Below are 23596 nucleotides of genomic sequence, written 5' to 3'. Positions count from 1 at the left end.
GACATGGCCGCGATCAGCATGCGCAACATCGTCAAGAGGTACGGCGACGGCTACCAGGCCGTCGACAACGTGAGCCTGGACATCGCCGACGGCGAGTTCGTCATCCTGGTCGGCCCGTCCGGCTGTGGCAAGTCGACCCTGCTCCGCATGATCGTCGGCCTGGAGGACATCACCTCCGGCGACATGATGATCGGCGACGTGCGGGTGAACCAGAAGGCGCCCCGGGACCGGAACCTCGCCATGGTGTTCCAGAACTACGCGCTCTACCCGCACCTGACCGTCTTCGAGAACATCGCCTTCCCGATGCGCCTGAAGAACACTCCGGACTCCGAGGTCAGGGAACGCGTGCAGAAGGCCGCCGACCTGCTGCAGCTCGGCGAGCACCTGGACCGCAAGCCGGCCAACCTGTCCGGCGGGCAGCGGCAGCGGGTGGCGATGGGCCGGGCCATCGTCCGCGACGCCGACGCGTTCCTCTTCGACGAGCCGCTGTCGAACCTGGACGCCAAACTGCGCGGGCAGATGCGCACCGAGATCGCCCGGATGCAGAAGCGTCTCGGCACCACCACGGTCTACGTCACCCACGACCAGACCGAGGCGATGACCCTCGGCGACCGGATCGCGGTGCTGCGCCGCGGCGTGCTGCAGCAGGTCGGCACCGCACGGCAGCTCTACGAGGAGCCGGCCAACCTGTTCGTGGCCGGGTTCATCGGATCGCCGCCGATGAACTTCGTGCCCGGCCGGGTCAAGGGCGGGCAGATCGACACACCGTTCGGCACGGTCGCCGCGACCGGGCCGCGGCTGGCCCGGGTCACCGACCACGAGCTGGTCATCATCGGCCTGCGGCCGGAACACTTCGAGGACGCCGAGCTGGTCGCCCCGGAGAAACGGGCGCGCGGCCGGACCTTCTCCGCCGAGGTCGACGTGACCGAGTGGCTGGGCGCGCAGCTGTACGCCTACGTCCCCTACGACGCCGCGCCGGAGATCACCAAGCAGCTGGAGGAGCTGGAGCGCGAACTCGACAGCGAGCAGATGCGCACCCAGCTCGTCGTCGCCCTGGACGTGAACAGCCGGGTCGGCTCCGGCTCCACCGCCGAGCTGTGGTTCGACCCGGAGCGGATGCACGTCTTCGACGCCGCCTCCGGCGAGAACCTCACGCTGGCCACACCGCCCAGGACCGCCTGACCATCACGAGCGGTTTTCGGTACGCCTCCGTCTCGCGGGACGGCGGGCGTACCGAAAACCGCTCGTGATCTGTCTCAGGGTTGCCGAGGCCGTCGAGGAGGTCTCAGGCGACCTGCGGGAACGCCTCCAGGGTGTGCTGCTGGCGCTCCCACTCGGCGAACGGCACGTCGGCGATCGCGCCACCCAGGGTCGCCATGCCGGCCTGGAACTCCGCCATCGAGGACCAGATCGAGATGGCGATGATCCGGCCGCCGTCGGCGTCCTCGAAACCGCCGATCTGCTCCAACCCGGGCACCCCGGCGGACGCCTCGCGCATCCGGTCCATCGCGGCGACCAGGTCGTCGCGGTGCTCGGGTTTCGGGTAGTGCACCGCCTGGGCGAGAACACGCACGTCAGGCTCCTTCCACAGTCTGCTTGAAGAGTTCCAGAATGGATTTCCAGCCGGCCGAGTAGCCCCCGCTGACCGACGTGGCGGCGGCCAGCTGCTCCTCGGTGAGCCGCTCCCAGCCGCGGTGTTCCAGGGCGACCCGGGTCAACGCCGGGCCCAGCTCGGTGAAGGACAGTTCCACCTCGGTGACCGCGGGCAGGATCGTCCAGGTCATCGCGAACCGCTCCGGCGGCTGCCAGGTGATCACCTCACCCCAGTCCACCTGGGTGCCGTCCGCCCAGGTCTCGAAGACCCGGCCGCCGAGCTCCCGCTCGAAGGTGACCCCGGTGACCTTCTCCTGCCCGAGCGAGTGCGGGCGGGCCGGCCACCACGCGCCGATGTCGCGGACGAACACCTCGAAGGTGTGCGCCCGGTCGCTGCGCACGATGGTCTGCTGGCGGATCGGCGGGCGCCTCAGGGGACGAACGTTGTCGGACACGGGAGGATCATGGCAGGTCCGCGGCGCGGTCAGGCCACGTCCGCGGGGGCTTCCGGCGCGCCGCCGGCCCGCTCCGCCTCGACCAGGCGTCGCCCCACGTCGAGGGCGTCACTCCACATCTCGTCGAGGAAGTCGCGCAGGCCGGCCAGGCCCTCCGGCCGCGCCCGGTAGAACCGCCGGGTGCCGGCCCGCCGCTCGCTGACCAGGCCGGCGTCCTTCAGCACGGTCAGGTGCTGGCTGATCGCGGTCCGGGTCACGTCGAACGCGGCGGCGATCTCCCCGGCCGCCAGCTCGTCGGCGGCGACCAGGCGCAGGATCGCCCGCCGGCGCGGCTCGGCCAGCGCCCGCAGCGCGTCGTCCACCTGCGACTCGTCCTCGCCCACCCAGCTCACCCCGCTTCCACCTGCCACCCTCAGCCCGCTCGGCTCAGCCCGTTAGGTCAGCCCGTTAGGTCAGCCCGTTAGGTCAGCCCCACAGACCGACCGGGTTGCCGTCCGGATCGGCGAACACCGCGAACCGACCATAGTCACCCGGCAGCGGCGTCGGCTCGACCAGGGTGGCGCCGCCCAGCGCGGTCGCCCGCTCCAACGCCTTCTCCAGGTCCTCCACCTGCACGTAGATCTTCACACCCGCCTCGCCGGGCCCCCGCGCCGGGCCGATCCCGCCGCCGATCGCCCCGTCCCCCGCCTGGGTGTCGACCAGCGCGTAGCCGTCGCCCTGATCGGCCGTCGCCCACCCGAACAACTCGCTGTAGAACCCCTGCGCCCGCACCGCGTCGCCACTGATGATCTCGAAAAACGCCACCGGACGGCCCACGACCGCCTCCCTCCACTCGATCCCCCGGCCCCGCGGCCGGACACCCACTATGTTAGTACTCGCTAACGTTAGCGTCAACTAACAGATGAGAATCAAGGTCAAGATCCGGATGTCGTAGGTCCGCGCTGATAACTGATCGCCGCTCCCGCCGCTCCCGCTCTCCGGGCTTCGCTGGCCGCTGGCGCGTCCAGAACGCGAAACCTGGAGGGCTACGGCCCGCGACCCACCAGCCACAACAGCCGGCCCGCTCCACGCTGGACGCGCGCGGTCGTCGGCTGGCTCCCACGGGTGCCTCAGCGGCCCTGAGACACCTCTGTGGCCCAGCCGAGTGCCGGGAGCGCGGCAGTTTCCGGGGGTGACGCGGGTCGCGCGGGGCAGAGGGCGAGCGCGGGCAGCATCGCGACGGCGGTGAGCAGGAACGTCAGCGGATACCCGACCCCGCTGATCACGAAGCCGGCGATCAGCGCGCCGCCGGCCATCCCGAGGTCGTAGGCGATGTTCCAGATCGCGCTGACGGTGAGGGCCGCGCCGGCCGGGGCGCGGTCGTACATCAGGGCCAGCGTCGCGTTCTGCAGCAGGCCGAAGCCGGCGCCGAAGACCAGCGCCCCGCCGATCACCGCGGCCGGGCTGCCGGTCCAGGCCAGGCCGGCCATCCCGGCGGCGGTCAGCAGCACGCCGGGCACCAGCAGGCGCTGCGAGCCGGTGCGGTCGCCGAGCCGCCCGGCGATCCAGCGGAACGCGGTCGCCGCCGACGGCTGGGCGAGCAGCGCGGCCGACGCCACCCAGGCCGGGCTGCCGGCGACGGCCAGCGGCAGGAAGGTGACCAGCACCCCGACGGCGGCGGTGGCGAACGCGAAGACCGCCGCCGGCCGGCGCAGCGCCGGGTGCAGCCGCAGCCGGGTGCCCGGTTCCCAGGCCGCGGTGGTGTGCGGCAGTCCCGGCAGCGACACCAGCGCGGCCAGGGTCAGCACCGCGGTGGCCGCGAACACCGCCGAGAATCCCCAGCGGTCCGCCGCCCACACGCCCGCGGGCAGCGCGATCAGCCCGGACACCCCGCCGACCATGCCGATCAGCGCCAGGCCCTCGCCGCGCCGCTCGGCCGGGATCATCTCGGCGGTCAGGGCGCCGCCGGCGACCACGCAGATCGCGAAGCCGATGCCGCGTACGACGCTGACCGCGACGATCGTGGCCGTGCCGGAGCTGACGATCAGCAGCGCGGTCGGCGCGCCGAGCAGGGTGAGCCCGAGGCCGAGCGACCACCGGTACCCGAGACGCGCGGCCAGCCGCGGGGTCAGCAGCTCACCCAGCACGGTGGCGAGCAGCAGCGCGACGGTGGCCAGCCCGGCCGACCCGGACTCCTTCGCGAACAGCGGCACCACGGACAGCGGCAGCCAGAATCCGATCGACGCGCCGAGGATCGACACGGACCGCACCATCAGGGGCCGGGTGAGCAGGTCATTCGCCATATCGATGACGGTAGGGGCGCAACCGGCACCCTGATAAGGTCCAGTTCCATGCGTGTGGAGTGGGCCGGTTCCGGTCCGGAGCTGCTGGTGACCATCGATCGGGACAGCACCACCGGCCTGCGCAGCCAGCTGGAGGAGCAGTTGCGCACCGCGATCCGCGGTGGCCGGCTCACCGCCGGCGAGCCGTTGCCGTCCTCCCGGGAGCTGGCCCGCGCCCTCGGCCTGTCCCGCGGCCTGGTCCAGGACTGCTACGCCCAGTTGCAGGCCGAGGGCTATCTGACCAGCCGTCCCGGCTCGGCGACCCGGGTGGCGGCCGCCGCGGCCCGGCCCACCGCGCCGCCGCCCGTGCCGGTCCCGCCGCCGGTCAGCCGGCACCCGGTCGCCGACTTCGCGCACGGCGTTCCGGACCTCGGCATGGTGCCCCGGGAGGCGTGGGCGTGGGCGGTTCGGGAGGTGTGCCGCAGCGCCCCGGACGCCGACTTCGACTACGGCGACGCGGCCGGGCACCCCCGGCTGCGCCAGGTGCTGGCGTCCTACTTGTCCCGGGTCCGCGCGGTCGCCGCCGGCCCGGACGACCTGATCGTCTGCACCGGCATGCGGCAGTCCCTGCACCTGGTGGTGGAGACGCTGAGCGCGGCCGGGTCCGGCGCGCTGGCCGTGGAGCACCCGGGCAGCGCGATGCCGGGGATGGCCACCGTGCCGATCCCAGTCGACGACGACGGCTTGGACGTGGCCGCGCTGCGCCGCACCGAGCTGACCGCGGTCGTCGTCAGCCCGGCCCACCAGTGGCCGACCGGGGTGGTGCTCACCGGCCCGCGCCGCCTCGACCTGATCGCCTGGGCCCGGGAGCGCGACGGGATCATCGTCGAGGACGACTACGACGCCGAGTTCCGCTACGACCGCGACCCGGTCGGCTCGTTGCAGGGCCTGGCCCCGGACCACGTGGTCTCGCTCGGCACGGTCAGCAAGTCCCTCGCTCCGGCGCTGCGGCTGGGCTGGATCATCGCCCCGCCCCGGCTGCGCCCGGCTCTGGCCGAGGCGAAGTGGCTGGCCGACCGGGGCAGCCCGGCCATCGACCAGCTCGCCCTGGCCCTGCTGATCGAGTCCGGCCGCTACGACCGTCACCTGCGCCGGGTCCGCGCCGAGTACGCGGCCCGCCGGGAGACCCTGGTCGCGGCGCTGGCCCGGCACGCCCCGCAGCTGCCGGTCACCGGGCTGGCGGCCGGCTTCCACGCGATCCTGCACCTGCCGCCCGGCGCCGACGAGACCGCCGTGGTCGAGGCGGCCGCCCGGCGGGGCGTCGGCCTGTACGGCATGGGGCACCCGCCGGCCCGACTGATCCTCGGCTTCGGCAACACCTCCCGTAGTGAGATCGAGACCGGCATCGCCGCGATCGCTGACCTGCTGGCCTAGTCAGCTCTCCGGCGGTTCGAGGACGCCGCGACCGGCGCGGTGCTGCTCGCGGCCCCGGGTGCCGGTGCTGGCCCTCGGTGTCCTGCTCTGGTCGGCCGGCCTGGAGGCTAGCCTCACGGTGTGGAACGATCAGACGGCGCTGCTGCCCTGGGGCCTGCACCGGATTCTCGGCATCGTGACCTATCTGGACATCCCGCCGGAGCTGCCGGCCGGGATCACGGTGACCGGCGCGGCGCTGACCCTTCTCGGTCTGGCCGGCCAGCTGTCGAGGAGTTCGCCGACCGCCTCCTGAGCGACGTGGCCCGCCTGGACCCGTGCGCGGCGGTGGTCGAGATCGGCGAGGACGCCGACCGGCTCACCGACTACAGCCCGGAGGGTCACCAGGCGCGCGCCGACCTCGCCGCCCGCGCCCTGCGGGAGCTGACCGCGCTGCCCGGGAGCGACCCGCTGCACGCGCATCTCGCCGAGCGGCTGCGCACCCGGCTCGCCGTCCACGAGGCCGGGGAGGACCTGCGCGAGCTGCACGCGGCGGCGACCGGCCCGCTGCAGCTGATCCGGCAGGCGGTCGAGGCCGCGGTGCCCGGCCGGGACGCCGACGGCGCGGCCCGCGAGGAGGGCTGGGCCCGGGTCGGCGCGCGGCAGGCCGCGATCCCGGCCGCGCTGGACGGGTACGGTCGCAGCCTGGTGCTGGCCGCCGGGCGCGGTCACCGGCCGGCCCGGCGCCAGGTGGACCTGGTGGTGGAGCGCTGCCGGAACTGGATCGACGACGACCTGGCCCTGGTGGACCGGTACGGTGCCGGCCCGCAGCGGGAGGCGCTGCTGGCGGCGGCGCGGGAGGCGGGCGAGGCGTACCGGAAATTCGCCGCGATGCTGACCGCGGAGCTGGCCCCGCGGGCCCGCTCGGACGAGGCCTTCGGGCCGCGGCGGTACGCGCTCTGGGTGCGCACCTTCCTCGGCGGCGAGCCGGACCTGCGCGACCTCTACGACTGGGGCTGGGACGAGTTCACCGCGATCGAGGCGGAACTGGCCGCCGAGGCCAGAGCGCTGGGCGGGACCGTCCCGGAGGTGCGCGAGCGGCTCGACCGGCCGGACGCGCCGGGCACCCCGCACAGCCGGGCCGAGTTCGGCGGCTGGCTGCAGGAGCTGCTGGAGACCACCACCGCGCGGCTGGACGGCGTGCACTTCGACATCCCGGCGGCGCTGCGGCGGATCGAGTCGCGGGTGACCGTGTCCGGCGGGACCGCCTACACCGGGCCGTCGCGGGACCTGAGCCGGCCGGGCCGTGTCTGGTGGCTGCTGCCCGAGGGGCAGACCGGCTTCCCCACCTGGTACGCCTACAGCATCGCCTACCACGAGGGCGTGCCCGGCCACCACCTGCAGATCGGGTCGGAGGCCTGCCGGGGCGGGCTCGGGCAGCGGCTCAACCTGCTCGGCGGGCTGTCCGGCTGCCAGGAGGGCTGGGCGCTCTACGCCGAGCGGTTCATGGACGAGCTCGGGCTCTACGAGCAGCCGGGCGCCCGGTTCGGCTACCTGTCCTCGCAGCTGCTGCGGGCGGCCCGGGTCGTTCTCGACATCGGCCTGCACGTGCAGCCGTCGTGGACCCCGGAGGCGGCGCTGGAACTCCTGCGGGACCGGTGTCACCAGGGTGGCTACGCGGCCGGGGAGCTGGCGCGCTACCTGGGCCGGCCGGGGCAGGCACTCACCTACAAGGTCGGCGAGCGCGTCTGGCTGGCCGCGCGTTCGTCGTTCCGCGGGGACCAGCGGGCCTTCCACCGCCGGGCGATGGAGGTCGGTTCGCTGGGCCTGGACCAGCTGCCGGCCGCCCTGATCCGCTGACCGCTACCGGCCGGCGGTGGACACCTGCTGAGCGGGGCCTGGCCTCGGCAGCGGCGGCTATGCCCGCAAGGTGTCGCGGGGAGAGGTGCCGTATCGGGTGCGGTACTCGGCGGCGAAGCGGCCCATGTGGGTGAAGCCGTAGCGGTAGGCGATGCCGGCCACGGTGTGCTGCGCCGGATCACCCTGGCAGAGCTCCTCGTGTACCGCGGCGAGCCGGACCTGCCGCAGGTAGGCCATCGGTGGCATCCCGAGGTACCGCCGGAAACTTTCTTGCAGGCTCCGGACACTGACGCCGGCGATCCCAGCGAGGTCGGCGACGGTGAACGGCCTACCCGGTTGCGCGCGCATGGCTTCGACGACCCGCCGGATCGCGCCGGGAGCCGCCGGTGCCGGGCTCAGCCGCTCCAGGCGATCACGGTACGGATGATCCGTGGCGCTCAGCAGTCCCGCGATGAGGGCTTCCCGCAGCCGGGCACCCGTGACGGGATGGTGGAGGAGCCCTCGACGGTCGGTGATGTCGGCGGCCATCAGCCGGACGAGGCGTAGCCAGCTGGCGCCCGGGCCACGGGTGAGGTCGAGGGTCGCAGCGAGCGGGACGGGGGAACGGATTGGAGTGTCGAGCTGGTGGGCGAGTTCCTCTTCCAGCGCCGCCCGGTCGATCTTGACGGCCAGCAGGCGGCAGTCGCCGTCCCATTTCTCCAGGCTGGTGTCACCGACCGGCTGGAAGACCGCCGCGGTCCTGGCCGTGGCCCGCCTGGGCGCATCGCTTCCTTGTCGCCAGGTCAACGAGCCGGTCAAGGGCAGATTCACGTGGTACGCGCCGAGTTCACCGAATCGGATCCGCACATCGGTGCCGAATCGCAGATCGCCGAGCGTGACCGTGTCCGACGGAGTGACGTCGAAACGCGTCCGCCATGGGTGCTCCCAGGTGAGGACATCGACGAAATTCGCGTAGTAGTACCGGCTCAGGAACCCACGCGCCTCGTCCACGACACCAGAGGCATGAGTCACGACCGGCACGCGGACAGCATGACACCGGGATCCGTCGTCCGCCAACACGGGCATCAGGCGGTGTTTTCCTCGCGACGTGACCAGTTGGTGGTTCAGACCCCATTCCACGGGTATGCGGCGGGCGGACCCCATACATGGAGGAGGATTCGTGGAGCTGACAGCAACGACGACAGTTCGTAGATCGCCGCCGGAGGTGTACGGGTACTGGCGCGATCTGGAGAACCTTCCGACGTTCATGGCGCATCTCGAGCAGGTTCGCGGCACCGGTGACCGGACCAGCCATTGGGTGGCCGGCGCTCCGTTCGGCAAGGACGTCGAGTGGGACGCGGAGATCGTCGAGGAGGTGCCCGGCGAGAGGATCGCGTGGCGCTCGACCGGGAACGCCGACGTGCCGAACGCCGGCACTGTGCGCTTCCTGCCGGCGCCCGACGGCGTGAGCACCGAGGTGCACGTCGCCCTGACGTACGACATTCCGGGTGGCACGATCGGCAAGGCGGTCGCGAAGTACTTCGGCGAGGAGCCGCATCAGCAGCTCGACGACGACCTGCGCCGGTTCAAGCAGGTGCTGGAGACCGGTGAGGTGGTCCGGTCCGACGGAGCTCCGTGGGGCAAGCGGGCGCGTAAGGAGTTCCCGCAGCGTCCGGCGCAGCCGCTGTCGGACGACGAGCTGGCGAAGGGAGCGGACGCGTGAGGGCGAACACCTGGGCGGGACGCAACAAGGTCGAGGTCCGCGAGGTGCCGGACCCGAAGATCCTGAACAAGCGCGATGCCATCGTACGGATCACCTCCACCGCGATCTGCGGCTCGGATCTGCACCTGGTCGACGGGTACGTGCCCACGATGCAGGACGGCGACATCATGGGCCACGAGTTCATGGGAGAGGTGATCGAGGTCGGATCAGGGGTGCCCGCGGACCGGCTGCGTGTCGGGGACCGGGTGGTCGTGCCGTTCCCGATCGCGTGCGGCGCCTGTGCCGCGTGTGCCGCCGAGATGTACTCCTGTTGCGAGAACACCAATCCGAACGCCGGTATCGCGGAGAAGATGTTCGGTCACCCGGTCGCGGGGATCTTCGGCTATTCGCATCTGACCGGTGGTTTCGCGGGCGGTCAGGCGCAGTACGCGCGGGTGCCGTTCGCTGACGTCGGCCCGCTGAAGATCGAGTCGGATCTGACTGACGAGCAGGTGCTGTTCCTGTCCGACATCCTGCCCACCGGCTACATGGGCGCCGAGATGTGCGACATCCAGCCCTCCGACGTGGTGGCGGTGTGGGGCGCCGGCCCGGTCGGGCAGTTCGCCATGGACAGTGCCCGGGTGCTGGGCGCCGCGAAGGTCATCGCCATCGACAAGGAGCCGTACCGGCTGCGGATGGCCGAACAGGCCGGCCACATCCCGGTGAACTTCGACGAAGTCGACGTGCGGTCGCGGCTGCTGGAACTGACCGGCGGCCGAGGGCCGGACAAGTGCATCGACGCGGTCGGCATGGAGGCCACCCACGGCAGCGCGCACATCGCCGCGTACGACCGGATCAAGCAGGCCGTCCGGTCGGAGACCGAACGGCCGCACGCCCTGCGTCAGGCCATCATGTCGTGCCGCAGCGGCGGCGTGGTCTCCGTCATCGGCGTGTACGGCGGCTTCCTCGACAAGTTCCCGGCCGGCGCCTGGATGAACCGGTCCCTGACCCTGCGCACCGGGCAATGCCACGTGCAGCGCTACATGAAGCCGCTGCTGCAGCGCATCGAACGCGGAGAACTCGACCCCACCCGGATCATCACCCACACCCTGCCGTTGGACGAGGCCGAACGCGGCTTCGACATTTTCAAGAACAAGCAGGACAACTGCGAGAAGGTTGTCCTCAAGCCCTGACGCTCACTCGCATGGGGGCGCCGTTGCCGAGCGCGGCGGCTCCATGCGGAGTACGTCTACGCGTCCTTTTCGTCCTGCCACCCACCGGGTTCGGGGTGATAGCCGTACGCGGCGGCCCGCACGCTGTCCTCGTCCTCCAGCCCGGAGCCGATCGCGCCGCCGACGGTGGCCAGCGAACTGATGATCCAGGCGAGCACCAGATAGTCGGTGAAGCCGACCGGCCGTTGCAGGGTCTGCCCCAGCACCGAGGTGTCGATCAGCAACGTCGCGACAAGCACCGTTCCGGCGAACAGCACCAGATAGGACACCGTGGTGGCCAGGACGAGGGTGAGAATCGTCCCCACGTTGAACAGCCGGGCCACCTCGGCCGGTGTCTGCCGGTCGGGCTTCTCCCACAAGTCGTGCGCGACGATCAGCCAGGTCACCAGCGCGGTCAGTCCGAGCAGCATGATCACGGTGAGGCGTACCCCGCCGAGCGCGTCGCCGATCTGCCAGATGGTGCTCGTGGTCAGCGCGATCGCAGCCGTGCCGAACGCGCCGACCAGCAGCTTGGACAGGCCCAGCAGGGCACGCCCTGGGCGGTTCGCCCGGACCATTCCGGTCACCAGCCGCATCCGGCCGAGCAGCCGCGAGGCGACGTAGGCCAGTTCGCCCGCGTCCGCCTCGCCGACCATGCGGCGGATGGCGGCGACCCGGTCAGGAAGCTGAGCCGGTGCCCAGCCGGCCGGCGGCACCCGCTCGTCGTCGGTGTCGGTGAGCAGCCGGCTCACCAGATCCGGGATCGCTGCGCGGAGCGTTCGCAGCTGCCGTAGTCCCAGCGCGGGCAGCGACACCAGCGCGACGCGGCGCCGCGCCGAGACGTGCGCGACCAGCGGGACGCGGCCGGTGTGCAGCGGTAGGTCGGTCAGGCAGATCGCGACGTCCCACCGGCCCTGGCCGCGCCGGTCGGCGAGATCATCGAGCAGGGCTTCGGCGCCGCCGTCACGGCGCGGCGCCACCGCACCCCAGTCTTCCCGGACCGTCCACAGCACAGTGGTGTCCACCCGGTCGGCGAGCCGATCGGCCAGCTCGGCGGCGAGCCGCGCCACCACCTGGGCCGGGTAGTCCGGCGGGGTCGCCACCAGGCCGACGACGATCTCGGGCCGTTCTCGGTCTCTGATGGCCACTGAGGCTCCTCGGCGGTAACGGGGACGAGATGCCGGGCCCGACTACCCGCACTTCGGCGACATATGCGCCGGGTACCGAGTCTTCTCCCCCGTTCTCGGACGGCCCGCCCCGGCACCGGATCGAAATCCCGGCCGGTAACAGCGCAGACATGGATACCCGCCCGCGACTGTCTGTCGCGTGTATGTAATGAAAGCCCCGGCCCGGACCCGGGCGGAGGGAGGTGTCCACAACGAAGGAGGCAGAAATGAAGGCAGTGGTTTACGAGGGACCGCGACAGGTCAGCGTCAAGGATGTACCGGACGCGCGGATCGAGCGGCCGACCGACGTGCTGGTGCGGATCACGTCCGCGAACATCTGTGGCTCGGACCTGCACATGTACGAGGGCCGAACCGACTTCGAGCCGGGCCGATGGTTCGGGCACGAGAACCTGGGCCAGGTGGCCGAGGTCGGCGACGGGGTCGACAAGGTGCGGGTGGGCGACTGGGTCGTTCTGCCGTTCAACATCTCGTGCGGGCATTGCAAGAACTGTGAACGTCAGCTGACGAACTACTGCCTGACCGCCCAGCCGGAGCCGAAGATGGCCGGCGCCGCGTACGGCTTCGCCGACATGGGCCCGTACGGCGGTGGGCAGGCCGAGCTGTTACGCGTGCCCTGGGGTGACTTCAACTGTCTGCGGCTGGGCGAGGACGCCGAGCAGCGCCAGACCGACTATGTGATGCTCGCCGACATCTTCCCGACCGGTTACCACGCCACCGAGATGGCCGGCGTGAAGCCCGGCGACCAGACGGTGATCTACGGCGCGGGCCCGGTCGGTCTGATGGCCGCCCTCTCGGCGACCATCCGAGGGGCGAGCAAGGTGATGGTCGTCGACCGGCACCCCGACCGGCTGCGCCTGGCCGAGTCGATCGGCGCGATCGCCATCGACGACTCGAAAGTCGATCCGGTGCAGGCCGTCCTGGACGAGACGATGGGATTGGGAGCGGACAACGGTTGCGAGTGCGTCGGCTACCAGGCGCACGAGCCCGATGGCCAGGAACAGGCCAACCTGACGATGAACCGGCTGGTCGCCTCGGTGCGCTTCACCGGCTCGATCGGCAACGTCGGCGTCTTCGTGCCCCAGGACCCCGGAGCGAGCGACGAGCTGGCCAAGCAGGGCAAACTCGCCTTCGACTACGGCATGTTCTGGTTCAAGGGCCAGCACGTCGGCACCGGCCAGGCTCCGGTCAAGAAGTACAACCGGCAGCTGCGCGACCTGATCGCCGGGGGCAAGGCCGAACCGTCGTTCATCGTCAGTCACGAGCTACCGCTCGACCGGGCGCCGGAGGCCTACGACCATTTCGACAAGCGCGACGACGGCTGGACGAAGGTCGTCCTGCACCCGGCGATGGCGGGTGCCTGAGATGGCCGGAGAGCTGCATGGCCGCCGGATCGCCATCCTGGCCGCGGACGGGGTGGAGCGAGTCGAACTGGAGCGGCCGCGGCAGGCCCTCCACGACGCCGGAGCCCGTACCGCCGTGGTCTCCATCGCCGGCGGCGAGATCCAGGCGCGCGACCACGATTTGGAGGACGCCGGCACCTTCCCGGTCGACCAGCTGATCGGTGCGGCGTCGGTCGACGACTACGAGGCGCTGCTGCTGCCCGGCGGGACGGTGAATCCGGACAAATTGCGGATGGAACCCGCCGCGGTGCGGTTCGTCCGGGAGTTCGTCCAGTCTGGCAAGCCGGTCGCCGCCATCTGCCACGGCCCGTGGAACTTCGTCGAGGCCGACGTCGCACGCGGGCGCCGGCTGACCTCGTGGCCGAGTGTGCGCACCGACCTGCGCAACGCCGGCGCGGAGGTGGTGGACGAGCCGGTGGTGACCGACGGCAACATCACCACGAGCCGGTCACCCGACGACCTACCGGCGTTCTGCGAACGCATCGTGCACGAGTTCGCCCGTGCCCCGCTGCCTGTCTGAGCCGCGGTGACGTCCCGGTTGGCCGGCACCGTGGCCAACCGGGACGATCCAGGTCCCGCTCGCATCGTCGTTCACCCGGCGCCGGCGAATCAGTGCCGCCCCGGACCTCAGGCACGCGCGCCGCCGGTCGATAGCAGCGGACGTGAGCAGCATGGTGCGAACCGCCGACCGGTCGATCAGCGAAGTCCTGCGGGACCGGCTGGTGTTCCCGGTCTTCCAGCCGATCGTCGACCTCGCCACCGGCGGCGTGGTCGGCCTGGAGGCGCTGGCACGCGGCCCGGCCGGCACCGCCCTGGAGTTCCCGGACCGGCTCTTCGCCGCCGCGCACCAGGCCGCCCGCCTCGGCGCCCTGGACATGCTGTGCTGCGAGCGGGCCCTGGAGAGCGCCGTCACGGCCGCCGTCCCGCCGCCGCTGCTGTTCGTCAACGCCGAGCCGAGCGTGCTCGACCAGCCGCTGTCCGCGCGGCTGCTGGAGATTCTGGACGGCGGGCTGCCGTTCCGGATGGTCCTGGAGTTCACCGAGCGGGCGCTGCCGGCCGTACCGGGAAGTCTGTTGCGCCTCGCCGGGATGGTCCACGGCTGGGGCAACGGCCTGGCCCTCGACGACGTCGGGGTCGACCCGATGTCGCTCGCCTTCCTGCCGCTCGTCGAGCCGGAGGTGATCAAGCTGGATATGAGCGTGGTCCGCGACCCGGACTCGGCGCACGCCCGGCAGGTGGCCGCGGTGGTCCGGGCCGAGGCGCTGCGGACCGGCGCGCGGGTGATCGCCGAGGGGATCGAGACCGAGCAGCACCTGCGCGCGGCCCTCGATCTGGGCGCGCACTGGGGGCAGGGCTGGCTGTTCGGCCGGCCCGGGCCGATCGAGCAGGCCGATCACCGGTATCAGCCCGCCGAGCTGCGGGCGCCGCGGCCCGGCTTCCACCAGCCGCCGGGCACACCGTTCGCGACCGCCGCCGGGCACGGTCCGGTCGTCCCGGCCGACGACGCGACGGTCACCGCCTTCCTCGACGGCCTGACCGACACCGCTTTGATCATCGTGGCCGGCGATCCAGGCCGTCCGCTGCCCGAGCTGGCCGCCCGCGCCCGCAGCCTGATCAGCGTCGACGAGCCGGTCCCCGGCGAGCTGACCGTGGTGGCGCTCGGCGCGGGCCACGGCCGCGCCCTCGCCGTCCGCCCCGGCACCGGCCTGATCACCTGCGACGACGTCCCCACCGTCGCCGCCGTGGCCCGGGCCCTCCTCACCCGCTACAAATAGCTCAAGATCAAGACCCGCTTCGGGTACGGCCGGAGCACCCCCTCGTGTCGTAGGCTCACCGGCCATGGCGTGGTTGGCACAGTCCGCACTGGTGACGTCGGCAGACGGACCGTTCAGCCGCTGGCTGACGCCCCGCCGGGAGATGTCGTGGCGGCCCGCCACCGAGCCGGTCACCGGCCCGGTCGCGAAGCTCGGCGGGCAGCCGCACTGGCTGGCCGAGCCGCTCTGGCCGGTCTCGCGCTCCTCCGCGGAGCCGATGACCTTCGTCGGCCAGTTCCCGCTGCCGGGGCCCGAGCTGGCGCTGGCCTACCTCTTCGTCAGCGACGAGGACGGCACCTACGACCTGGACGGCGGGGAGAACGCGCTGCTGGTGCAGCCGGACGGCCGGGTGCCGCCGTTCGTGACGGGCGTGCCCAGGCGCACCGGGCCGGCACTGTGGCGGCGCGGCGCCGACTGGTTTCAGCGAGTGCCGGTGGAGCTGCACCTCGACCTGCGCGAACCCGCCGAGCCGGCGGTGCAGGAGTTCGAGCGGGAGGTCGCCTATCAGGAGGCGGCCCGCCGTGGGGAGCCGGTGGACGAGCGCGGCGACGTCGACTGCCGCAGCTATGCCGGGGGCGAGCCGCTGTTCTGGCAGCCGTGGACACCGCCGGAGCTGGACGCCTCGTGGCGGTTCTTCTTCCAGCTGGACGGCGCCGAGGGAGCGGACGACGACCCGTTCGCACTGAACTTCGGCGGGGGCACCGGCTACGCGTTCCTCAGCGTCGACCGGCGGGAGGGCCGGTTCTGCTGGGATTGCGTGTGACCGGTTCGTACCGGAAAGGGGTCCCCGTCAAGTGGTCAGGTCGCGGGTGGCGATCTCGCGCATCTCGACCTTGCGGACCTTGCCGGTGACCGTCATCGGGAAGTCGTCGACGATGCGGACGTAGCGCGGGATCTTGTAGTGGGCCAGCTTGCCCGAGCAGTAGGCGCGCAGGGTGGTGGCGTCGAGGGGGGTGGCGGACGGTTTCATCCGGATCCAGGCCATCACCTCCTCGCCGTACTTCTCGTCGGGGACACCGATCACCTGGGCGTCCAGAATGTCCGGATGGGTGAGCAGGAACTCCTCGATCTCGCGGGGGTAGACGTTCTCCCCGCCCCGGATCACCAGGTCCTTGATCCGGCCGGTGATCCGCAAGTAGCCGTCGGCGTCCATCACGGCCAGGTCGCCGGTGTGCATCCAGCCGTCCGCGTCGACCGCCTCGGCGGTCCTGTCCGGCTGCTCCCAGTAACCGAGCATCACCGAGTAGCCGCGGGTGCACAGCTCACCGGTCTCGCCGACCGGGACGGTCGCGCCGTGCGAGTCGACCACCTTCACCTCCAGGTGCGGGCCGACCCGGCCGACCGTGGCCACCCGGCGCTCCAGGCTGTCGTCGGTGCGGGTCTGGCAGGACACCGGCGAGGTCTCGGTCATGCCGTAGCAGATCGACACCTCGGTCATTCCCATCCGGTCGATGACCTGCTTCATCGTCTCGACCGGGCAGGGCGAGCCGGCCATGATCCCGGTGCGCAGCGAGGACAGGTCGAAGCCGGCGAAGTCCGGATGGTGGAGCATCGCGATGAACATGGTCGGCACACCGTAGAGCGAGGTGCAACGCTCCCCCGCGACGGCCCGCAGGGTCAGGCCGGGGTCGAACCCGGGCGCCGGGATCACCATCGCCGCGCCGTGGCTGGTCGCCGCCAGGTTGCCCATCACCATGCCGAAGCAGTGGTAGAACGGCACCGGGATGCAGACCCGGTCCGCCTCGGTGTAGTCGATCAGCTCGCCGACCAGGTAGCCGTTGTTCAGGATGTTGCGGTGCGAGAGCGTCGCGCCCTTCGGGAACCCGGTGGTGCCGGAGGTGTACTGGATGTTGATCGGGTCGTCCGGGTGCAGGGTCGCCTCGATCTCGTCGAGCACCGCCGGGTCGTCGCCGCCGGCGGTCAGCGCGGCCCAGGACGGCTCGCCGATCAGCACCACGTCACGCAGCTGCGGGCACTCGTCGCGGGTCTCGCCGATCATCGCGGCGTAGTCCGAGGTCTTGAAGGCCGGGACGGCGACCAGGGTACGGATACCGGACTGCTGCAGCACGTACCGCAGCTCGTGGGTGCGGTACGCCGGGTTGATGGTCACCAGGATCGCGCCGAGGCGGGCCGTCGCGTACTGCATGAAGACCCACTCCGGGCAGTTCGGCGCCCAGATCCCGACCCGGTCACCCTTTGCCACGCCGAGCCGGCGCAGGCCGAGCGCCACCTCGTCGACGATCGCGCGGAGCTGGAGATAGCTCCAGCGGCGGCCGGAGGCGCAGTCGACCAGCGCCTCGCGCTCGCCGTGCCGGGCCACGGTGGCCAGCAGGTCGGCGCCGATGGTGCGATCCAGCAGCGGCGGCTCGGCCGGGCCGGTACTGATGCTGAGCTGCGAGTCCACGACCCCATCTTGACCCGCCCGGCACCGGATTGTTAGACCCCATTAACGGTGGCGATCGATGTCGGGAGGCGCACGTGCTCGGATTGATGCAGGACCGGCCGCTCACCCTGCCCCACCTGTTCCACCGGGCGGAGCAGCTCTTCGGGCACAAACGCCTGGTCACCGCCGAGGTCGGCCGGGAACGGGACACCACGATCGCCGAGTGGGCCGGCCGGGTGCGGCGGCTCGCCACCATGCTCGACACCCTCGGCGTCTCCGCCGGCGGGCGGGTCGGCACCTTCTGCTGGAACACCGACCGGCATCTGGAGCTCTACCTGGCCGCGCCGTGCACCGGGCGGGTGCTGCACACACTGAACATCCGGCTCTTCGCCGAGCAGTTGGTCTACATCGTGAACCACGCCGAGGACGAGGTGGTCTTCGTCGACCGGTCGTTGCTGCCGGTGTTCCGGCCGCTGATGGACCAGCTGGCCACGGTCCGGGCGATCGTGGTGATCGACGACGGGGCGGCCTGCGAGATCCCGGACGATCCGCGGGTGCACGACTACGAGACGCTGCTCGCCGCCGCGGACCCGGTCACCGGCCGGTTCGAGGTCGCCGACGAGAACCGGGCCGCGGCGATGTGTTACACCTCCGGGACCACCGGCAACCCGAAAGGCGTGGTCTACAGCCACCGGTCGGCGGTGCTGCACTCGCTGTTCACGCTGACCGCCGACGCGTTCGGGCTGTCCGAGCGGGACGTGGTGCTCCCGGTCGTGCCGATGTTCCACGCCAACGCCTGGGGGATCCCGTACGGCGCGGTGCTGGCCGGCAGCGACCTGATCTTCCCCGGCCCGAACATGCAGCCGGAGGCGATCGCCGCCCAGCTCGCCCGGCACCGGGTCACGGTCACCGGCGGCGTCCCGACCATCTGGATGGGCATGCTGCCGCTGCTCGGCGCGCACGACCTGTCCGCGCTGCGGGTGGTCGCCTGCGGCGGCTCGGCCGCTCCGCGCGCGCTGTCCGAGGCGTACCGCGCCGCGATCGGGCTCCCGCTGCTGCACGCCTGGGGCATGACCGAGACGTCCCCGGTCGCCACGGTGGGCAGCCCGCGCTCGCACCTGGACGGCCGCACCGAGGACGAGCAGGCCGACGCCCGGGCCCGGCAGGGCGTCGCCGCGCCGCTGGTCGAGCTGCGGATCACCGACCCGGACACCGGGGAGGAACTGCCCTGGGACGACACGGCGACCGGTGAGCTGCAGGCGGCCGGCCCGTGGATCGCCCGGGACTACTACCGGGGCGAGGGCGACGCCCAGTTCACCGCGGACGGCTGGCTGAAGACCGGCGACGTCGCCGCGATCGACCGGTACGGCTCGGTGCGCCTGGTCGACCGGACCAAGGACCTGGTCAAGTCCGGCGGCGAGTGGATCAGCTCGGTGGAGCTGGAGAACGAGCTGATGGCGCACCCGGCGGTCGCCGAGGCGGCGGTGATCGGCGTCCCGCACGAGAAGTGGTCGGAGCGGCCCCTCGCCTGCGTGGTGCGCAAGCCGGGCGCGGCGGTGACCGCGGACGAGCTGCTGGAGTTCCTGACGCCGCGGGTCGCCAAGTGGTGGCTGCCGGACGCGATCGAGTTCATCGACGAGGTGCCGAAGACCAGCGTCGGCAAGTTCTCCAAGAAGGCGCTGCGCGACCGGTTCGCCGGGTACCGGCTGCCGGACTGAGGGCGGTTCGGGACCTTGGTCCCGTCCTGGCCGGAAGGCTTCAGGAAACCCGGGCGCGGGGCGATGGTCGGGCCAGTCCACCGTCCCCGCAGCCCGAGGAGAATCCGTGATCAGCAGCCGCGCCGATTCCGACGCCGACCGGGTCCTGGCCGGCGACCTGCGGGTGATCGCCCGGATGGTGGGCGAGAGCATGTCGGCGGCCGCCACGATCCGGATCGCCGCCGGCGAGCGAGTCATCGCCGCGGCGAGCTTCGGCCGGCCCGAGTGCCCGCGAACGGGCCTCGAGTGCCCGACGGCGTCGGTCAGCGTCCCGCTGCCGGTCGACGAGCATCGGAGCGGGGTGCTGTGCCTGCACCACGACCGGCCGTTCCGGCAGTCCGCGCCGGTGGCCGAGCTGCTGCCCCGGGTCGGGGCGCAGATCGGGCGGCTGGTCCGGCTGGGCGAGCCGGCCGACGAGCCGTTCTACGAGACGATGGCCGCACTGTCCCGGACCATCCGCCGCCGCGACCTCACCATCCTCGGCCGACCGGCGTGATCCGCAGGGCCACCGAGCGCGCGTTCCGGGGCGGACGCCCACGGCCGCTGCCTTTCGGAGCAGCCGCTGTCCACCGCCGCTTGCCGAAGCCGCCGCTCCCCACCGCCGCCGCTTCTCGCCGCCGCCTGTCGAAGCAGTTGCCCTTCCCCGCGCTTTCCGGGCGCGCGGAACGGACCGCGCACACCCGCTTACCTCGTACCGGAAATGGGTCTTGTCCTGGCGGTCAGCTGTTGCGGCGGATCTTGCGCATGAGCATGGCCCACACGCCGTAGCCGGAACCGGCGTCGCCGGTGATCGCGCCGGCGGCTGAGCCCATGAACAGGGCGTTGGCGCAGTCCGGACAGACCTCACGTCCGGTGACCGTCTTCTCGAACGGCTCGCGGACGCTGCGGCGGCAGTCCGGACAGTCCCGGCCCGACAGACCCATTGGTGCCTCCTGCGATCGAGTGCCTGGAGAGTAGCCGAGACGGCATGATCGGCGGAGCCCGAGCGGACCTGACCGTTCCGCGTGCTCCGGTCGCCGGTCAGGTGCAGCGCGTGGCGTTGACCGTGCAGGTGGCGGGGCGGTCGCCGGTGCCGGTTCGGGCGAACTGGAAGCGGAGCACCACGCTGGACCTCGGCTCGACCGGCACGCCGGACCGCCAGACGAAGGTGTCGCCGGAGCGGCTCAGGGTGGCCTGCGGGGCGGACTCGACCCACGAGGTGCGCAGGTCGCCGACGTTGGCCGGGAAGCGCAGCGTGACCGTCCAGTCCCGGGGCTCGCCGGTGACGTTGCTGATGGTGACTTCGCCGATGAACTCGGCGTCATAGGTGCCGACGACGCCGTAACGGCCGGTGACCGCCGGGGGTGCGGGGCGGGTCGTGGTGGGCCGCGGCGACGGGGTGGCGGTCGACGGCGACCAGGTGACCGGCCGCCGGGAGTAGGCGGACCGCGTGACCGGGGGCCGCGCGGACGACGGCGTCGTGGCGGCCGGGGACGGCGCGACGATCGCGGTCTTCAACGGCGGCGATGGCGGCGGGACCGGGTCGAGCGTGAGGTCGTCGCGGTGCTCGGCCGGGGACAGCCGGATCAAGGTCAGGACCAGCATCGACAGCAGGACGCTGACACCCACGACGGTGGGCGCCCAGGGCAGCAGATCCCGTACGCCGTCGCGGAAGCCGCCCTCCCGGAACCCGGAACGCGCCATAGGAAGAAGTACCGTCCTGTGTCGATATATGTGAACGAGCACACACTAGGCACCGCGACTCGGCAAGGTCAACAGCCGGCTCCGTGGAGCAGTGCGGCGGCGAGCGTGCCGGTGATCCGCTCCTGCCACTGCTCCGGTGTCCAGCCGCAGACGTCGGCGAACTGCAGGTAGGTCTCGACGTTGCCGATCGCGAAGGCGATGTCGCGAGCCTGGTCGACGTCGAGCCCCGGGCGCAACGCGCCGCGCGCCGCCAGCAGCTCGGCGAGCAGGCCGTGCGCGGCGCGGGTCTGCTGCTGGTTGACCTGCCACTGGGCGGCCAGCTCCGGGTCGGTGCCGGTGGCGCCGCGCATCACCCGCATCAGCGGGGCCACCCGGTGCAGGATCTCCCGGCCGTTGGCCACCCACAGCTCGATGATCCGCCGCGGGTCGGGCTCCTGCCGGATCCGCTGGATCCACGGCCGGTCGAGCAGCGGCAACGGCTCGTCGTCGCCGACCGCCGCCACGTCCATCACGTGTTTGAGCAGGGTGCGCTTGTTGCCGAAGTGGAAATACACGGTCTGCACGGCGACGCCGGCCCGCTCGGCGACCTGGTCCAGCAGCGTCGCCCCGTAGCCGTGGGCGAGGAACTGCTCGGCGGCCGCGGCCACGATCCGCCGGCGGGTGGCCCGGGCCTGCTCCGCCCGGGTGCGGCGGGGGCCGGGGGCGCTGTCGGGTTTCGTCGCTCGCTTGACGCCGTCCGTCATTCGCTAGAGCCTACTCTAGTAACTCACTAGAGGCGCTTCTAGCGAAGGGTGGCCCGATGCCCGACCTGTCCGGCGTTCATCACGTCAAACTCCCGGTCGCCGACCTCGACCGCAGCCGCCGGTGGTACACGTCCGTGCTCGGCCTGCGGGTGGACATCGAGTTCACCGAGGACGGCGTGGTCAAGGGGCTGGCGCTCAGCGATGCCGGTGGCTCGCTCGGCCTGGCGCTGCGCCACGACCCGGCTCGGGCCGCGGCGGTGGCCGGCTTCGACCTGCTCACTCTCCGGGTGCCGACCCGGGACGGCGTCCAGCAGTGGCGCCGGCGGCTGGACGAGCTGGGCCAGCCGCACGGCGGGGTGCTCACCGGGCACCGGGGCGGATCGGTGCTGGTCGGCCTGCACGACCCGGACGGCATCGAGATCCGCCTCTACGCCGACTGATCCTCATCGCGGAAGGAACGAACCATGACTCAGACGACTCTGACCCGGTGGCGCGCCGTCGCCTACACCGACTCCGGCGGCGACGGCGAGCCCGTGCTGCTGATCCACGGCGGCGGGCTGGCCGACTGGTTCACGCCGCTGGCCGCCGAGCCGGCACTGCGGGACCACCGCGTCATCCGGATGGTGCGCGCCGGGTACACCGGTGTCCCGGCACCCGCCGGACTGACCGTCGCCGGCCACAGCGAGCACGCCGCCGCACTGCTCGACCACCTGGGCGCCGCACCCGCGCACGTGGTCGCCCACTCGTCGGGAGCCACAGTGGCGCTCCAACTGGCCCTCGACCACCCGGAGGCGGTCCGCACCCTCACCCTGTGCGAGCCGCCGCTGGTCGCGCCGCTCGTCGACCCCGTCGACCACGAGTTGCTGCGGGCCGCGTTCGGTCCGGCGATCGGCTCGGTGATGGCGGCCGCCGCACGGGGTGATCTGCCGGCCGCCTTCGACACGTTCATGACGCTGGTCTGCGGTCCCGGCCACCGCCGGGTGATGACCGAGACGCTCGGCGTCGCGCCGGTCGCCGACGCGGTCGCCCGCAGCCGGTACTTCTTCGCCGAGGAGATGCCCGCCGTCGACGCCTGGACCGTCGAGCCGGCCGACCTGGGAAAGGTGCGCCCTCCGGTCCTGCTGGTCCAGGGCGACGCCAGCCCTCCCCCGGTCCACCGGCTGATCACCCACCTCGCCGGCCTGATCCCGGGCGCCACGGTCGCCACGATCGACGGCGCCGGCCACCTGATGCCGCTGACCGATTCCGCCTCGCTCGCCCAGCTGGTCGCCGGGTTCGGCCACGAATGACTGTGCGTCCGGCGGGTCGAGCGTCCACTGCGCATCTGTCATCGGGCTCATCGACCCAGGGGCCGCGTCGTCCCGGTCTCCGCGCTGGATGACCGCGACGCCGGTCACTGCGGCGCTCGGCCACAGGTCCAGGTGGTAGGCGCGATACGCCCCGGGCTCGACGGGACGCGCCGGCGTCGGCGGGCTTGCCGGCCGGTGCGAGACCACACCTCGGGCCAGTCGTAATCCTCGCTCTGCTCAGTCCCCCCTTGCCCAGCAACATCCTGAACATAGAACTGCGCATGATCCGCGAGAACCACCGCGCGGCGCACCCATCCACAGTCGCGTCGGAATACCGCATCGTGATCAGGAGGACTGCCACCCTTCGGTGGCATATCGGACGATCGCCAGCACGAGCAGAATGGCACTTCCGCAGGCTCCGCCACCGGCAAGGACGGCCAGCGGGACGGCGACACCGCCGGCTGCCGACAACACGCCGGCGGCCACGCCGACCAGCAAACCCGTGATCAGAGCGAAGCCGATCCAGACCGCACGGGGAACGCCCGGCACTGCCGGATGTGTTCGGGCGGCAGAGTTGTCGTTGTTGGAGTCGGGACCTCTTGTTACGGTCATGGGGCTACCTTCCCTTCGGCTCTCAGCGGGTCCGCGGGTGGGTGGACGAAAGGCGGCATCCGCGGGCAAGGCGGGTGCCGTTTCGTTTGTGCGTGAACTTGTTTCATTCACCGACCGACGTCTCCACGGTACGGAGCCGACAGGGTCCGAAACAGCATGGCGGGACGGAAAGAAAGACGAAGGAGTAGGGATGAATGTTGCATTCACCGACATCGTGGTTTAGCGAATGGCGTCACCGCCTTGATCTTCAGCGGAAC

The 23596-nt window shown here is 71.8% G+C and carries 26 protein-coding genes; 14 read left to right on the top strand and 12 right to left on the bottom strand.

Annotated elements, in window-relative coordinates; translation table 11 throughout:
* The first annotated feature begins 3 nt into the window (after positions 1-3).
* A complete protein-coding gene (locus BJY16_RS29130; RefSeq protein ID WP_185042744.1) occupies positions 4-1182 on the top strand; it encodes an ABC transporter ATP-binding protein in 1179 nt (392 codons plus the stop codon).
* Between the two features lie 103 nt (positions 1183-1285).
* On the opposite strand, the gene BJY16_RS29125 is transcribed toward BJY16_RS29130, so the two are convergent.
* The 5 genes from BJY16_RS29125 to BJY16_RS29105 form a co-directional block, all read right to left on the bottom strand.
* Complete coding sequence (locus BJY16_RS29125) at positions 1286-1573, bottom strand: putative quinol monooxygenase (RefSeq protein ID WP_185042743.1); 288 nt, start codon at positions 1571-1573, stop codon at positions 1286-1288.
* A gap of 1 nt (position 1574) precedes the next feature.
* On the bottom strand, positions 1575-2048 hold the full coding sequence (locus BJY16_RS29120) for an SRPBCC domain-containing protein (RefSeq protein WP_203759237.1): 474 nt from the start codon (positions 2046-2048) through the stop codon (positions 1575-1577).
* A 29-nt stretch (positions 2049-2077) separates the two neighbouring features.
* A complete protein-coding gene (locus BJY16_RS29115) occupies positions 2078-2440 on the bottom strand; it encodes an ArsR/SmtB family transcription factor (RefSeq protein WP_311775336.1) in 363 nt (120 codons plus the stop codon).
* A 73-nt stretch (positions 2441-2513) separates the two neighbouring features.
* Positions 2514-2864 (bottom strand): VOC family protein, encoded by a 351-nt coding sequence (locus BJY16_RS29110; protein WP_185042742.1) that lies wholly within the window; start codon positions 2862-2864, stop codon positions 2514-2516.
* A 293-nt stretch (positions 2865-3157) separates the two neighbouring features.
* A complete protein-coding gene (locus tag BJY16_RS29105; protein WP_185042741.1) occupies positions 3158-4330 on the bottom strand; it encodes an MFS transporter in 1173 nt (390 codons plus the stop codon).
* 48 nt (positions 4331-4378) lie between these two features.
* On the opposite strand from BJY16_RS29105, the gene pdxR reads away from it, so the two are divergent.
* From pdxR to BJY16_RS29090, 3 genes are read left to right on the top strand one after another with little or no spacing between them, the layout of a single operon-like run.
* Positions 4379-5743, top strand: coding sequence for a MocR-like pyridoxine biosynthesis transcription factor PdxR (gene pdxR, locus BJY16_RS29100; protein ID WP_185042740.1), 1365 nt, complete (start codon positions 4379-4381; stop codon positions 5741-5743).
* 58 nt (positions 5744-5801) lie between these two features.
* On the top strand, positions 5802-6035 hold the full coding sequence (locus BJY16_RS29095) for a hypothetical protein (RefSeq protein ID WP_185046999.1): 234 nt from the start codon (positions 5802-5804) through the stop codon (positions 6033-6035).
* Between the two features lie 5 nt (positions 6036-6040).
* The gene (locus BJY16_RS29090; protein ID WP_239177914.1) at positions 6041-7579 is read left to right on the top strand and encodes a DUF885 domain-containing protein; all 1539 of its coding nucleotides are present in this window, start codon (positions 6041-6043) and stop codon (positions 7577-7579) included.
* A 57-nt stretch (positions 7580-7636) separates the two neighbouring features.
* Here the strand turns inward: BJY16_RS29090 and BJY16_RS29085 are convergent, their stop codons facing one another.
* Positions 7637-8698 carry an AraC family transcriptional regulator gene (locus tag BJY16_RS29085; RefSeq protein ID WP_239177915.1) on the bottom strand — a complete coding sequence of 354 codons (1062 nt, stop codon included), beginning with the start codon at positions 8696-8698 and terminating at the stop codon, positions 7637-7639.
* Positions 8699-8738: 40 nt separating this feature from the next.
* Between BJY16_RS29085 and BJY16_RS29080 the strand changes: the two genes are divergently transcribed.
* Together BJY16_RS29080 and BJY16_RS29075 are read left to right on the top strand one after the other, a co-directional pair.
* Complete coding sequence (locus BJY16_RS29080) at positions 8739-9281, top strand: SRPBCC family protein (protein WP_185042739.1); 543 nt, start codon at positions 8739-8741, stop codon at positions 9279-9281.
* On the top strand, positions 9278-10453 hold the full coding sequence (locus BJY16_RS29075; RefSeq protein ID WP_185042738.1) for a zinc-dependent alcohol dehydrogenase: 1176 nt from the start codon (positions 9278-9280) through the stop codon (positions 10451-10453). The genes BJY16_RS29080 and BJY16_RS29075 overlap by 4 nt, the downstream gene beginning before the upstream one ends.
* A 56-nt stretch (positions 10454-10509) precedes the next feature.
* On the opposite strand, the gene BJY16_RS29070 is transcribed toward BJY16_RS29075, so the two are convergent.
* Positions 10510-11619: a hypothetical protein gene (locus BJY16_RS29070; RefSeq protein ID WP_185042737.1), complete on the bottom strand. Its 1110-nt coding sequence runs from the start codon at positions 11617-11619 to the stop codon at positions 10510-10512.
* 245 nt (positions 11620-11864) lie between these two features.
* Here BJY16_RS29070 and BJY16_RS29065 point away from each other — a divergent pair, with 245 nt between their 5' ends.
* The 4 genes from BJY16_RS29065 to BJY16_RS29050 all read left to right on the top strand — a co-directional run bounded on the left by BJY16_RS29065 (position 11865) and on the right by BJY16_RS29050 (position 15635).
* Positions 11865-13019: a glutathione-independent formaldehyde dehydrogenase gene (locus BJY16_RS29065; RefSeq protein ID WP_185042736.1), complete on the top strand. Its 1155-nt coding sequence runs from the start codon at positions 11865-11867 to the stop codon at positions 13017-13019.
* 1 nt (position 13020) lies between these two features.
* A complete protein-coding gene (locus tag BJY16_RS29060; protein WP_185042735.1) occupies positions 13021-13578 on the top strand; it encodes a type 1 glutamine amidotransferase domain-containing protein in 558 nt (185 codons plus the stop codon).
* Positions 13579-13729: 151 nt separating this feature from the next.
* Entirely contained in the window at positions 13730-14833 is a 1104-nt protein-coding gene (locus BJY16_RS29055) for an EAL domain-containing protein (RefSeq protein ID WP_185042734.1), read from the top strand.
* A 91-nt stretch (positions 14834-14924) separates the two neighbouring features.
* Positions 14925-15635 (top strand): hypothetical protein, encoded by a 711-nt coding sequence (locus BJY16_RS29050; RefSeq protein ID WP_239177916.1) that lies wholly within the window; start codon positions 14925-14927, stop codon positions 15633-15635.
* Positions 15636-15662: 27 nt separating this feature from the next.
* Here the strand turns inward: BJY16_RS29050 and BJY16_RS29045 are convergent, their stop codons facing one another.
* Complete coding sequence (locus BJY16_RS29045; RefSeq protein WP_185042733.1) at positions 15663-17276, bottom strand: AMP-binding protein; 1614 nt, start codon at positions 17274-17276, stop codon at positions 15663-15665.
* Positions 17277-17350: 74 nt separating this feature from the next.
* Between BJY16_RS29045 and BJY16_RS29040 the strand changes: the two genes are divergently transcribed.
* Together BJY16_RS29040 and BJY16_RS29035 are read left to right on the top strand one after the other, a co-directional pair.
* Positions 17351-18973 (top strand): long-chain fatty acid--CoA ligase, encoded by a 1623-nt coding sequence (locus BJY16_RS29040; RefSeq protein WP_203759241.1) that lies wholly within the window; start codon positions 17351-17353, stop codon positions 18971-18973.
* Positions 18974-19079: 106 nt separating this feature from the next.
* Positions 19080-19508 (top strand): hypothetical protein, encoded by a 429-nt coding sequence (locus BJY16_RS29035; protein ID WP_185042732.1) that lies wholly within the window; start codon positions 19080-19082, stop codon positions 19506-19508.
* A 223-nt stretch (positions 19509-19731) separates the two neighbouring features.
* Here BJY16_RS29035 and BJY16_RS29030 read toward each other — a convergent pair whose 3' ends face one another.
* The 3 genes from BJY16_RS29030 to BJY16_RS29020 form a co-directional block, all read right to left on the bottom strand.
* Positions 19732-19935 carry a hypothetical protein gene (locus BJY16_RS29030; protein ID WP_185042731.1) on the bottom strand — a complete coding sequence of 68 codons (204 nt, stop codon included), beginning with the start codon at positions 19933-19935 and terminating at the stop codon, positions 19732-19734.
* Between the two features lie 97 nt (positions 19936-20032).
* Positions 20033-20695, bottom strand: a complete 663-nt coding sequence (locus BJY16_RS29025; RefSeq protein ID WP_185042730.1) for a superantigen-like protein SSL4 — start codon at positions 20693-20695, stop codon at positions 20033-20035.
* A 68-nt stretch (positions 20696-20763) separates the two neighbouring features.
* The gene (locus BJY16_RS29020; RefSeq protein WP_185042729.1) at positions 20764-21438 is read right to left on the bottom strand and encodes a TetR/AcrR family transcriptional regulator; all 675 of its coding nucleotides are present in this window, start codon (positions 21436-21438) and stop codon (positions 20764-20766) included.
* Between the two features lie 56 nt (positions 21439-21494).
* Between BJY16_RS29020 and BJY16_RS29015 the strand changes: the two genes are divergently transcribed.
* Entirely contained in the window at positions 21495-21878 is a 384-nt protein-coding gene (locus tag BJY16_RS29015) for a VOC family protein (RefSeq protein ID WP_185042728.1), read from the top strand.
* Positions 21879-21902: 24 nt separating this feature from the next.
* A complete protein-coding gene (locus BJY16_RS29010; protein WP_185042727.1) occupies positions 21903-22727 on the top strand; it encodes an alpha/beta fold hydrolase in 825 nt (274 codons plus the stop codon).
* Between the two features lie 345 nt (positions 22728-23072).
* Here the strand turns inward: BJY16_RS29010 and BJY16_RS29005 are convergent, their stop codons facing one another.
* A complete protein-coding gene (locus tag BJY16_RS29005) occupies positions 23073-23339 on the bottom strand; it encodes a hypothetical protein (RefSeq protein WP_185042726.1) in 267 nt (88 codons plus the stop codon).
* Positions 23340-23596: the final 257 nt, after the last annotated feature.

Origin of the sequence: Actinoplanes octamycinicus (assembly GCF_014205225.1) — a bacterium.
GTDB classification, from domain to species: Bacteria; Actinomycetota; Actinomycetes; order Mycobacteriales; family Micromonosporaceae; genus Actinoplanes; species Actinoplanes octamycinicus.
Note: the sequence above shows the minus strand (reverse complement) of the source record. Positions and strands in the feature narration are given on the sequence as shown.

Bases quoted from the DNA above. Each gene is read 5' to 3' on its own strand.
- BJY16_RS29005 (WP_185042726.1), bottom strand. From the start codon at position 23,339: ATGACCGTAACAAGAGGTCCCGACTCCAACAACGACAACTCTGCCGCC.
- BJY16_RS29065 (WP_185042736.1), top strand. From the start codon at position 11,865: ATGAAGGCAGTGGTTTACGAGGGACCGCGACAGGTCAGCGTCAAGGAT.
- BJY16_RS29010 (WP_185042727.1), top strand. From the start codon at position 21,903: ATGACTCAGACGACTCTGACCCGGTGGCGCGCCGTCGCCTACACCGAC.
- BJY16_RS29030 (WP_185042731.1), bottom strand. From the start codon at position 19,935: ATGGGTCTGTCGGGCCGGGACTGTCCGGACTGCCGCCGCAGCGTCCGC.
- pdxR (WP_185042740.1), top strand. From the start codon at position 4,379: ATGCGTGTGGAGTGGGCCGGTTCCGGTCCGGAGCTGCTGGTGACCATC.
- BJY16_RS29025 (WP_185042730.1), bottom strand. From the start codon at position 20,695: ATGGCGCGTTCCGGGTTCCGGGAGGGCGGCTTCCGCGACGGCGTACGG.
- BJY16_RS29105 (WP_185042741.1), bottom strand. From the start codon at position 4,330: ATGGCGAATGACCTGCTCACCCGGCCCCTGATGGTGCGGTCCGTGTCG.
- BJY16_RS29060 (WP_185042735.1), top strand. From the start codon at position 13,021: ATGGCCGGAGAGCTGCATGGCCGCCGGATCGCCATCCTGGCCGCGGAC.
- BJY16_RS29055 (WP_185042734.1), top strand. From the start codon at position 13,730: ATGGTGCGAACCGCCGACCGGTCGATCAGCGAAGTCCTGCGGGACCGG.
- BJY16_RS29020 (WP_185042729.1), bottom strand. From the start codon at position 21,438: ATGACGGACGGCGTCAAGCGAGCGACGAAACCCGACAGCGCCCCCGGC.
- BJY16_RS29015 (WP_185042728.1), top strand. From the start codon at position 21,495: ATGCCCGACCTGTCCGGCGTTCATCACGTCAAACTCCCGGTCGCCGAC.
- BJY16_RS29130 (WP_185042744.1), top strand. From the start codon at position 4: ATGGCCGCGATCAGCATGCGCAACATCGTCAAGAGGTACGGCGACGGC.